Annotated in this window: 12 protein-coding genes; 6 read left to right on the forward strand and 6 right to left on the reverse strand. The window is 45.3% G+C overall.

Features of this window, described 5'->3' with window-relative positions:
• Positions 1–128: 128 nt before the first annotated feature.
• Positions 129–3,062 carry a M16 family metallopeptidase gene (locus E2R66_RS20275; protein ID WP_133234004.1) on the reverse strand — a complete coding sequence of 978 codons (2,934 nt, stop codon included), beginning with the start codon at positions 3,060–3,062 and terminating at the stop codon, positions 129–131.
• Between the two features lie 243 nt (positions 3,063–3,305).
• Between E2R66_RS20275 and E2R66_RS20280 the strand changes: the two genes are divergently transcribed.
• Positions 3,306–3,506 (forward strand): hypothetical protein, encoded by a 201-nt coding sequence (locus tag E2R66_RS20280; RefSeq protein WP_134737952.1) that lies wholly within the window; start codon positions 3,306–3,308, stop codon positions 3,504–3,506.
• Between the two features lie 211 nt (positions 3,507–3,717).
• Here E2R66_RS20280 and E2R66_RS20285 read toward each other — a convergent pair whose 3' ends face one another.
• The 4 genes from E2R66_RS20285 to E2R66_RS20300 all read right to left on the reverse strand — a co-directional run bounded on the left by E2R66_RS20285 (position 3,718) and on the right by E2R66_RS20300 (position 7,146).
• On the reverse strand, positions 3,718–4,617 hold the full coding sequence (locus tag E2R66_RS20285; RefSeq protein ID WP_133234006.1) for a nucleotidyltransferase family protein: 900 nt from the start codon (positions 4,615–4,617) through the stop codon (positions 3,718–3,720).
• 74 nt (positions 4,618–4,691) lie between these two features.
• On the reverse strand, positions 4,692–5,807 hold the full coding sequence (locus E2R66_RS20290) for a M42 family metallopeptidase (protein WP_133234008.1): 1,116 nt from the start codon (positions 5,805–5,807) through the stop codon (positions 4,692–4,694).
• A 206-nt stretch (positions 5,808–6,013) separates the two neighbouring features.
• On the reverse strand, positions 6,014–6,433 hold the full coding sequence (locus E2R66_RS20295; RefSeq protein WP_133234010.1) for a GNAT family N-acetyltransferase: 420 nt from the start codon (positions 6,431–6,433) through the stop codon (positions 6,014–6,016).
• A gap of 281 nt (positions 6,434–6,714) precedes the next feature.
• Positions 6,715–7,146, reverse strand: coding sequence for a DUF1801 domain-containing protein (locus tag E2R66_RS20300; protein WP_133234012.1), 432 nt, complete (start codon positions 7,144–7,146; stop codon positions 6,715–6,717).
• A gap of 138 nt (positions 7,147–7,284) precedes the next feature.
• On the opposite strand from E2R66_RS20300, the gene E2R66_RS20305 reads away from it, so the two are divergent.
• On the forward strand, positions 7,285–8,220 hold the full coding sequence (locus tag E2R66_RS20305; RefSeq protein WP_158288459.1) for a DMT family transporter: 936 nt from the start codon (positions 7,285–7,287) through the stop codon (positions 8,218–8,220).
• 735 nt (positions 8,221–8,955) lie between these two features.
• Here the strand turns inward: E2R66_RS20305 and E2R66_RS20310 are convergent.
• Positions 8,956–9,225 (reverse strand): hypothetical protein, encoded by a 270-nt coding sequence (locus tag E2R66_RS20310; protein WP_133234016.1) that lies wholly within the window; start codon positions 9,223–9,225, stop codon positions 8,956–8,958.
• Positions 9,226–9,337: 112 nt separating this feature from the next.
• On the opposite strand from E2R66_RS20310, the gene E2R66_RS20315 reads away from it, so the two are divergent.
• From E2R66_RS20315 to E2R66_RS20325, 4 genes are all read left to right on the forward strand, one after another.
• On the forward strand, positions 9,338–9,676 hold the full coding sequence (locus E2R66_RS20315) for a hypothetical protein (RefSeq protein WP_133234018.1): 339 nt from the start codon (positions 9,338–9,340) through the stop codon (positions 9,674–9,676).
• Between the two features lie 54 nt (positions 9,677–9,730).
• On the forward strand, positions 9,731–9,892 hold the full coding sequence (locus E2R66_RS28440) for a hypothetical protein (RefSeq protein WP_158288460.1): 162 nt from the start codon (positions 9,731–9,733) through the stop codon (positions 9,890–9,892).
• 105 nt (positions 9,893–9,997) lie between these two features.
• Positions 9,998–10,438 (forward strand): 5-fold beta-flower protein, encoded by a 441-nt coding sequence (locus E2R66_RS20320; protein WP_133234020.1) that lies wholly within the window; start codon positions 9,998–10,000, stop codon positions 10,436–10,438.
• Between the two features lie 231 nt (positions 10,439–10,669).
• A complete protein-coding gene (locus E2R66_RS20325) occupies positions 10,670–11,221 on the forward strand; it encodes a hypothetical protein (protein ID WP_133234022.1) in 552 nt (183 codons plus the stop codon).
• Positions 11,222–11,345 lie beyond the last annotated feature (124 nt).

The raw sequence follows: 11,345 nt of genomic DNA on the forward strand, positions 1-11,345 counted from the left end.
ACAAATATAAAGTAAGGGCATATATATGCCAAGTTTTTTGTTGCAATAATTTATGAGCTTATGTGTATAAAAAAGGGAGAATTGTATTAAAATCCTCCCTTTTTTGCAATTGTGAAAAAAAAGCTTGATTAATAGCCAAATATGGCTTTCAAATCGGGTTTTACAAGAGTACCGTATTTTTTAAGGTCGTCGTCGCTTACGCGTTTGTCTGATGCTACTATGCAATAGGTAAAAGGCTTGCCTTTCAGTTCGGCATCATGAAAAGCTACCGCATCTTTCAGGGTAAGCTTATTGATTGCTGTAAACGTATTTTTGCGCAAATCGTAATCCAGGCCTCGGCGTTTGGCATCCAGGTAATTAAACAGGATATCATCCTGCGTAATTCGATCTGTTTGGATCGACTTGCGTACGTTGTCTTTAGCGGCCAGCAGGCCCTTTTCAGATTCGGGCATGGTGGTAAGCAAATCGTTCATGGCTTTTATAGCCTCGTTCATCTTATCGGCCTGGGTGCCAACATACGCCACAAAGGTGTCGCTGTCGCCGCTTTTGGCTGCCTGGCTGTAGTAAGCGTAGGTAGAGTAGGCAAGTGCTTTAGACTCGCGTATGTTCTGGAAAACAATAGAGCTGATGCCCGAACCAAAGTAGTTGTTAAGCAACTCTACCGATGCCGTTTGGTTTACATCGTATGGTTGCTGGTTGCGTATCATGTTAATTTCGGCCTGTACCATATCGTAGTTGGCAAACAATACCTGGTTTTCTGTTTGTACCGCCCTGGTAAATTTCTTTGCTGCAGGGTAAGGCAGGAAGGTGGCAGGTGTTTTATGCAATTTGGCTAAGGTGGCGCCGGCCTGCACAGCAGTTGCCGGGCCATAATACAGTATGGTGTGCTTATATTTGGTTAGGCTGTGTAGTATATCTACCAAATCCTGCGCCTTTACGTTGTCTATCTCCTCGTCGGTAAGTACGTTGTTGAAAGGGTTCTCGGCACCAAACTGGGCGTAATTCACCAGTCCCTGCATAATGGCTCCTTTGTTCAACTTTTGATTTTCGCGTGTTTTGCGGTAACGTACTTTATAGCTGGCAAGGGCTTTATCGTCTGCCTGGCAGTTGGCCAGCAGATCTTCTAACAACGATACCGAAGCACCGAAGTTTTCCTGCAAGCCCCCTATGCTGATATTGGTATTTTCGGTACCGGCGCTTACGCTAAAGGTAGATGCCAGTTTGTAGAATGCCTTGCTGATGTCTTCGGAGCTTTTTTTATCGGTACCCAGGTATTGCAGGTAAGCGGCAGCCATAGGCAGCAACTTGTTGTTCCAGCTACCCATATCCAGGCGGTAATACAAACGGAAGATGGCGTTATCCTTGTTCTGTACCGATAACACATCTACAGGACCGGCCTTGGCGCGTTGGATGTCTTTGGCATAATCTAAAAACAAAGGCTGCACGGCATTATCGGGCATATCGTTGATCATCTTAACGTAAGGCGATTGCGAGCCTGCGTTTACCTCCACAGGGGTAATAGGTGGTTTATCTACTTTAATGATGTTCTTGTCTTCGCCCTGGCGCTTGTAAACAATTACGTAGTTGGCATCGGTAAGGTATTTGTTAGCGAATGCCTTAACCTGCGCGATATCGATTGTGGAAAGCTCGTTTATGCTGGCCAGATCGGTGCGCCAGTCAACGCCGGCTGTAAAATCGCTCATGAGGTTACCTGCGCGGTTACCGTAGCTTTCGTTTTGCTGTATGGTGCTCTTCTTAAGATTGTTTACGATAGAAGGGATCAGATCTGCCGCGAAATCGCCTTTTTTCAGCTTATCTATCTCGGCTAGCATCAAGGCTTTCACATCATCTAACGATTGGCCCTTAACCGGGTTGCCGCGCAACATCAGCACGCTATAATCCTTCAATACATAAGGGAACGCAGATGCACTCAGCAGCTTTTGTTTTTTGGTAAGATCTAAATCGAATAAACCGGCTTTGCCGTTGGTGAGTATGGAACCTATAAGGCTAAGCATACGCGCATCTTTGGTGCTTGCACCGGGGAAACGGAAGGCAATGGTGAGGTTCTCGGGGTTTGGCCCGAATACTTCCCTTTGCACCGGGCTGGTGATAGGCACTTCGGGCGCAAACTTATACGCTGGGATAGCTTTCGGCTTCATGTAGTTGAAGTTGGCTGCTACTTTTTTGATCATTACATCGGGGTTGAAATCGCCCGATAGGATGATGCCCATATTGTTGGGCACGTAATAATCGTAGTAATACTTGCGTATGGCCTTCAACGATGGGTTCTTGAGGTGCTCTATCGTACCTATAGTGGTTTGCTTGCCGTAGTTGTTGTTGGGGAACAAAGCCTCAAACATAGCTTCCTGTGCTTTACGGCCATCGTTATCCAAACCACGGTTCTTTTCTTCGTAAACGGCTTCCAGTTCGGTATGGAAGATACGCAGCACCGGCGCGCGGAAGCGTTCGGCCTGCATGGTGAGGAATTTATCTACCGCCGAGCTTGGGATATCCTCAGTATAAACCGTTTGCTCGAAGGAGGTGAAGGCATTGCTGCCCTGGCCGCCCATGGCTGCCATCATTTTATCGTACTCGTTGGCTATGCCGAACTTTGCTGCCTGGCCGGATACCTTGTCTATCTCTTTGTAAATCTCCTTGCGTTTGGCATCATCGGTAGTAGAGTTGTATTGCTCGTATAGCTCGTCTATCTTATCCAGCAGGGGTTTTTCTTTTGACCAGTCGAGCGTGCCGTATTTATCGGTGCCCTTAAACATCATATGCTCCAGGTAGTGGGCAAGGCCGGTATGGTCGGCAGGGTCGGTTTTACTGCCTGCTTTTACGGCAATGTAAGCCTGTATGCGCGGTTGTTTGTTGGTTGGGCTCAGGATAACGGTAAGGCCGTTTTTGAGGGTATAAAAACGCGAGTGCGTGGGGTCATTGGTCACGTATTTATAGGTGTAGCCGCCTGCGGTGGCGGTTTTCCAAACGTACTGCGTTTGGGCAGATACTTTGGCAGCATAGCTGCCTACCAGTAGCAGGAAGATGAATAGTTTTGTTTTCATGTTAATTGATAAGGCCTTAAATATACTAAAAAGCAATGTTGGATTGAAGTTAAACTATATAATTAGTTTTTATATTTCTGATTTTACCACCAAGGTCACAAAGATTTTGCAATGAGGTTAATTTACAAGGGGGATAACTTAAAAAAAATGCAATCAGGGGGATTATAGAAATGATTTCCCTCTCCCGTTATTTTCTGCTGCATATATTTCATTAATCTTTTATAAATTTGAGTACAGCAAAGCATGAACAGAAAAAACATAGCTCCCATAGTAATATTTTTTAGCATAATGGTTATCAATGTCACCACGATGTTGAAGGGCATTAAACACCATGAAGATTACCTGGTAATTATAGGTTCAATTGGCTGCGGCTTGATCATGCTTGCCTTTATTTTGACAATGGCAAAGCTTATTAAAGCTAACAAAAGGCAGCAAGGCCTTTAAACCCCCTTTTTCAAGCGATTTTCCTTGAGTATAAGATTTTTATGCGCTTTTGTATTTCTCCCTTTGTGTTGGTGGTGGTGAGAAGTAAGATTTGACAACTTTCAAAAAGTTGTCAAATCTGGCAGCTTTCGTCTCAATTCGTCAAATTAGTGTTCATGAAAAAATCCCGCCCAAAAACTGAGCAGGATTCCCTTTTATCAGGATAATTTGCTTATGACCAAAGGTTAGCCGGATAGGTTCCGTTCTCCACCAGGTCTGAAATGCTTTTCTGTACGATTGGTTTATCTTCTTTATAAGTAACACCAAACCATTTTGCATCGGTAGGGATAACTTCAAAAGACGCTTCGCCGGTTTTGATCAGGCCATCGGCCACCAACGGGATGAAGAATTCGGCCTTAGGGTTGGTTTTGTTGGCTTCTACAAATGCTTTGAACATCGGTTCGCTTTGTTTGAAAACCGCAGGAGTAAAACCCCAGAAATTCATAGATACACGGGTAAGTGGGTCTAAGGGGTATTCTACATCGTTATCTTCGTAGGCTACGCTGCCGTCTTCTTTAAAATAAACTTTAAGGCGTTCGTTAATGGCAACCATTTTACCATCCTCAACCTGGCAAACACCGCGAGAAACTGACCCGTAATCTGAAAGTGTACGGTCTACCTGGTAGCCTATAATAGCATATTTGTCATCAGCAACTTCGGTTGTTAAAAAATCAGCCATCTTTTTAAAAGCATCAGCACCATAAAAGTCATCGGCGTTGATAACACAAAAAGGCTCGTTTATCTGGTTGCGTGCGGCCAAAACAGCATGGGCTGTTCCCCAGGGTTTTGCACGCTCCACTTCGTAATCAATACCAAACTGGGTAAGGTCGTAGTTTTGGAAAACGTAATCAGTTTCAATTCTTCCGGCCAGTTTAGGCTCAAAAATAGCTTTGAAACTATCTAAAAACTCTTCGCGTATGATAAATGATATCTTGCCGAAACCGGCGTTGATAGCATCGTAGATAGAATAGTCGATAATGGTTTCGCCGTTAGGGCCAAAGCCGTCAACTTGTTTCATGCTGCCATAGCGGCTTGCCATACCTGCAGCCAGAATTAATAGGGTAGGTTTCATATTTTTTGTGAGAATGTTATAGTACTGCTTAAAATATTAACAATAATAGTGTTTTTTCTAATTATTATTAATGATTACTTAAAATATCTAAAATCTTGCCCGGCTTTTATATTCAGCAGGCTTTCGTATATGAGGCGTATAACGTTATCCACATCATCTTTGTGTATCATTTCTACCGTGGTGTGCATGTAGCGTAATGGCAATGATATCAATGCCGATGGCACGCCATCATTAGAGTAAGCAAAGGCGTCGGTATCGGTACCCGTACTGCGCGATGATGCCTGGCGCTGGAATGGGATATTTGCTTTTTGTGCCGATTCTATCAATAACTTGTTCAGGTTGTTTTGAACCGCAGGCGCGTAAGATATTACCGGGCCCTTACCGCAGCTCAGGTCGCCCTGGGTAATTTTGTTGATCATAGGTGTGCCGGTATCGTGCGTAACATCGGTTACGATGGCCACGTTCGGCTTAATGCGGTGGGCAATCATTTCGGCACCACGCAGGCCAATTTCTTCCTGCACCGCATTGACGATGTACAGGCCGAATGGCAGGGTAATATTGTTTTCTTTTAGCAAACGGGCCACTTCGGCTATCATGAAGCCGCCGGCGCGGTTATCTAAAGCACGGCCTACGTAGTAGCGGTTATTGAGCACCATAAACTCATCCTCGTAGGTAATTACGCAGCCTACGTGTATGCCTAGTTTCTCTACTTCTTCTTTGCTGGTGCAGCCGCAATCTAAAAAGATGTTTTTTAAGGTTGGGGCCTCTTCCTTTTCGCCGCCGAGGCGGGTGTGGATAGCCGGCCAACCGAACACTGCTTTCACCAGTCCTTTATCGGTGTGGATATCTACGCGTTTAGATGGCGCGATCTGGTGATCGGAGCCGCCGTTACGGATAACGTATATCAAGCCATCGTTGGTGATGTAATTTACAAACCAAGATATCTCATCGGCATGGGCCTCTATAACTACTTTATACTCGGCTGTAGGGTTTATTACGCCCACAGCAGTGCCGTAATTATCTACGTAATGCTCATCGATATAAGGCTTAAGGTATTCTAACCACATTTGCTGGCCCTTCCACTCGAAGCCGGTAGGCGAGGCGTTATTGATATATTTTTCGAAGAACGAAAGGGATTTTTCGGTTACTATGGCAGGTTTTTGTTCTGCTTCGGTTTTCTTTTTAGCCATTGATAAAAGTATAAGGCCTTTGGATGGCCATGCGCAAATATAACAATGCGGACGACATTGCCGCAATACCCTATACGTGGTAGATTAAATATTGTTTCAGCGTTAATACTAAGTTAACACGATAAGGCCACCTTCGCGCCGTTAATTAAGATAAGATCAGTTAAATTTAGTTGAAAGGTTGGCGGCGCAAGGCATGCCGACCTTTTTTAGTTTTGGGGGAGGTCTTTCTGCATCACAATGTAGTCGATACCGTTTTTATGGAACAGTTCGCCAATGGCAGTAAAGCCGAATTTATTGTAGAACCCGATGGCCGGGAATCTGGCATTGCACCATAGGCGGCGCCCATTTTCCTGCCTGGCAAACTCAGTGATATAATCTAATAACTGCCCGCCCACACCCTTGCCCTGTAATTCTGCAATTACAGCAAACTTGCGGAACTGCCAGCCGTCTTCGCGCTGAAAGAGCGATACTACCGCCACCAGCTTGTTCTCGGCAAAGGTACCGAAATGATAGCCGTGGTTATCCTCGTCCATCTCCATATCGCGCAGGTGCTGGTCGGGATACAATACATCGCGCCTGAGGCGCCAGGTAAGTTGCGGGGTTATTTGTTCTATAGAAAGTGTCATGAAGCCAAAAGCCGGATTTAAAGCATAAAGGTATAAAGTTTTGTGATCGCAGGCCGGGCTTCTTCAATTTTCGCAAGGAAAACGCGTTCAAATAAGTCGGTGATTAGGAGGCCCCTACGGAGCCTTCTCTCTTTTCTTCTGCTGCTATAAACACGATACTCCTCCGGAGTGTTCATCCCGAATTGAGTTTTTACGCTCCGCTAGGAGCATCGTGTTTATAGAAAATTACAAGCAATGCTGTCGGCTCCGTAGGTGCCTCCTGTTAATAGGCGATTTCACTGTCAATTTTCGCTGCTAAGTTTAACGCCATCTTTTATGGCTGCTTCGAGTACATCTATGTTGATATCCTTCAGTTTTTTGAACTTGATGCAATAGCCGGTTACGCTGGCCTTGCCCAATTCCTGGCCATAGGTTTGAGCCAGGTAGGTTTTATCTTTGATGCCGAGGATGTACACGGATATACCGGTTGTGTTGGCACTCAATCCAATCTGGTAAAACTCCCTGGTCGTTCCGTCGGTATATTTCATGGTATAATGCCCGTATCCTATATTAGGGTTGCTTACTATTTTGCCTGTGCCGTCTTTACCATCCAGGAACCACAATTTACACCCCGGCAGTACTTCCAATATATGCGTGTGCAATGTTTGCAACTCGCTGCGTTTGGCTTCGGGTTGGCTGTGGATATACGCTGCTATCTGCTCTTGTGTGTCCATATAGGTTATTTTTAATTTATTGCCTTTTTAAATCTCGCTTTATTTTTAAACAATTACTAATCCTTTTTTATTCAAAATTGAATACATGGTAATAGCATAAGAGGGCATTTTCGGTTCTTTATGTTATTTTGCAGCATCATGCAGCAAAAGCCCCCTTCGTTTGTATTTCCCCCGCAGTTGATCAATTGGTTGATGTTCATTTCGATATGCCTTATCTGGGGAAGTTCGTTTATTTTGATGAAACTGGGCTTGTATGATGATGCGCGCCAACCCTTGCTCACAGCGTCGCAGGTAGCTGCCATCCGGCTCATTAGTGCGGGAATAGTGCTTACGCCGGTTTTGCTGAGGCACCGCAGCAAGATACCCTTCAGGCTCTCGGGCTGGCTGGTATTCTCAGGTTTTTTCGGCAGTTTTCTGCCGGCCTTTTTGTTCTGCATTGCCGAAACCAAAATAGATAGCGCACTGGCAGGCACGCTCAATTCGCTCACGCCTATATTCGCCATCATCTTCGGATTTATATTTTTCGGCAACAAAATACCTATCAGCCAGGTGCTGGGTATCCTCATCGGTTTCGGGGGCATTGTGCTGTTATATGTGGTGCAGAAGCATACAGGGTATGGGCAAATAAGCTATGCCGCGCTGGTAATATTGGCTACGGTGTTTTACGCTTTGAATATTATTATGGTGAAACGGCACCTCGGTGGCGTTAGCCCTATTATTATCACTTCTTTTAGCCTTATTGCCGTAGGACTGCCTTCGCTGGTTATATTGTGGCAAACGGGGTTCTTTGCTTTGCCCTTGCACGAGTACAAGTATATCAAAGCCTGCCTGGCGGTTTGCACCCTGGGCATGCTGGGCACCGCCCTGGCATGGATGCTGTTTTACGCGCTGGTGCAACGCACCAGCGTGCTGTTTACCTCTACGGCTAGCTATGGCGTGCCTTTCGTAGCCTTTGGCTGGGGCTGGTATTATGGCGAAACCATTACCTTATGGCAAATAGGTTGCCTGCTTATTATATTGGGTGGCGTGTACCTTACGCGTGTTGATTTTGGGAAATTGCGTTTGAAATCTTAGCGATGGGTTTGAAACCCTCGAGTGTTCGGAGCATAGTGTTCAATCAGTTTGTCGATCTATTTGAACATAGCTAACTCAGAATGCAGCTGTATTCCGTCGACTAAAAGTCGACGGCAATGAAGGTGGGTTTGCGGTCGTTGGCGTAAATTAAAGTATGGTAAAAAGTGATGCACCTTTGTTGCCGATCCATTATGGAACGGATAAGCTGTATCCCGTCGACTAAAAGTCGACGGCAATGAAGGTGGGTTTGCGGTCGTTGGCGTAAATTAAAGTATGGTAAAAAGTGATGCACCTTCATTGTCGATCCATTATGGAACGGATAATTTGTATCCCGTCGACTAAAAGTCGACGGCAATGAAGTTGGGTTTGCGGTCGTTGGCGTAAATTAAAGTATGGTAAAAAGTGATGCACCTTTGTTGCCGATCCATTATGGAACGGATAATTTGTATCCCGTCGACTAAAAGTCGACGGCAATGAAGGTGGGTTTGCGGTCGTTGGCGTAAATTAAAGTATGGTAAAAAATGATGCACCTTTGTTGTCGATCCATTATGGAACTGATAAGCTGTATTCCGTCGACTAAAAGTCGACGGCAATGAAGTTGGGTTTGCGGTCGTTGGCGTAAATTAAAGTATGGTAAAAAGTGATGCACCTTTGTTGTCGATCCATTTATGGAACGGATAAGCTTTAAGGGTTTCGAACACTCGGTGTTTCAAACCCATCGCTACGGTTTCAAGCTTAAATCAACACCTTATCCAGTTCCTCCATCGCTATCACTCCCACATCTTCACCTTTAAGCACCACTATCACCGTCTCTTTATCCTTTCGCAATTGCAGCCGGCCCTTAAATAGGCGTGTTTCTGCCGATGCCAGGAAGCGTTTGAGGGCGCCCGGGCTTTCTTTACGGCAAGCAAGTTCCGCAGTGCCATCACTTATAATAAGGCGCAGTTGTTTACCGGATGGCTGCACCAAAAACCACATGTTGCCGGATAGTTGTTGGTTAAACATAAAACGATGTTTTTGATGTTTTCAAAATACAAAAAAAAGCAAACTTAGTGCTAAAATAATCGCCGAAACTATTTAGCTCGACCGCTGTTGTGCAAGCATACCCTCATAAGCCATGAAGCCCATATTTTTTACAGTAGGAGAAAACCTAAAGGTAATGATTATCCCGAATACGGTTGCGCATTTAGATGGCCATGAAATAATTACACGTACCTACAATGTTTACCGTAACAAGGGGGTGGAGGATGCGGACTCGATAGATAGAAAAGAAAGCGAACTGCTGCTGACCAAAAAATCGAGCCCGGATTATATGGGCTTGATCACATTTGAATCGCCCGGTAAACTGTTTACTTACTCTGCCGACGGCGGGCAGCCACTCACAATGGCCAATATACAACAGGTTATAGATAACCTTACCCACCATCGCGATAATCCGGGTTTGTGGGAGATATAATGATTTAGCCATTTATGTTTACCATTGTTTAACTTTGCGTATCGCATCAGGATAATGGATAATCAACCGAAAATAAGACCGGAATGGGTGCCTGAAGCCTACAAAGAGCAGCAGCAGCAGCCCACCGTTAATGCCGCCCCCTGCAATCCCCCCGTTTACCACAACCCTTTCCTGAAAAAGCCGGGCAAGAAAAATCTAAAGGCGGGGCCACGTTGAGCCGACTATGCTAACGCCGCTGCGTGATGCACATCATTTCCCGGAGTGCCCCATATCATTAAGAATCAACTGTTCATCATCTACTTTTGATAAAAAAACAAGACGATGAATCAGCTAAAATCAGTAATCTATTCTATCCTGATAATTACCACTATGGTGTTTACTGCACGTGCCCAGCAACACCAAATGGCAACGCAGCAATTGATGATTGACGGCAAGGGCGGCATCTACAGCCACGATGGCACCAAACTGGGTTATATAGACAGAGACAATGTGGCCCGCAACAATGCCGGCAACAGGGTTTATGCTATTGATAAAAATGGCAACGTAGTTGATGCCCAGGGCAAAAACCTGGGTAAGGCCGGCAAAAATGGGGTGTATTACAGCGTTGCCGGTGAAACCATCCTCTCCGTTAAGGACCTTGATGCCGACAAATGCGCCATTTTAGACCCCAAGGGCCATAGCTATGGTACCGTTCATAAAAACTACAAGCAGCATGCCTGCGCTGTCCATTGCTTTTTTCTGGAGAAAAAAGCAAAAAAGTAAGATTGTTTTGATGTGATGTGTTAACAAGGGCGAAGGCCTCCGGTTGAGGTGACCGGGGCCTTCTTTAGTTTGCGGGAAAGATGTTCACCTGCACCGCGGCGATCATTCGCGGCGCGGATAGCAATAGGTGCCCTGCTTTACAAAAAAATAACAGCAAAATAATACAAAAGGCTGCTTGCGCCATACATTGCAGACATTATTATAAATAATATTGCAGAATAAAGCAATATAATGATAATCCCCCCCGATAATTTAAACAACGCAAATAAAAACGGGTTGCTAACTACCTTGTTATTTGTGATAACGGCCCTTTGCTGTAGCATGCAAATTTGCAATGCCCAGCAAACACCCGCATATCCCCGTGTGGCGGGCTACTTCAGCGTTATTGAACCTATTGGCACCTGGAACAAGGATGGCTTTACCAGCAATTTCTCGGGGGCGTACACCATCGGCTTCCCTTTTGGACTAAACCTGCTCAAAAGCGATAAATTCGGCATCAGCTTTGAAGTAGCGCCCAGCATCCGCACCGAAAAGAATGTCTCCAAAGTGAGCAGCGTGCTGTTCCATCCGGGGGCCATGTTCCGCTTTCAGCGTGGGTTTACGTTTATCGGCCGTATGGCCTTCGAAACCAACGGGCGCTTCGGTTTTACGCCGGTATTTAATCAGCGCATCATTAAAGGTAAAGATGCTGCCATGTTCCTCTCAGTACCTATCCCGGTTAGGTTTGGTAACGGGGTGCCGACATCAATAGGCACGGGGTTGCAAGTGGGAGTGTCGTTTTAGAATTGTCTGAATCAGAATTGCTATGTATAAAAGTGATAGGACAGCATACGGCAAAGGCCGGATGCTATTATAATTAAAAGAAAGATACCTCAAACTGCTATGTGCGGTCATTCCTAAGCCGGGA

The sequence above is a fragment of the Mucilaginibacter psychrotolerans genome, from assembly GCF_004519315.1.
In the GTDB taxonomy this organism is placed as follows: domain Bacteria; phylum Bacteroidota; class Bacteroidia; order Sphingobacteriales; family Sphingobacteriaceae; genus Mucilaginibacter; species Mucilaginibacter psychrotolerans.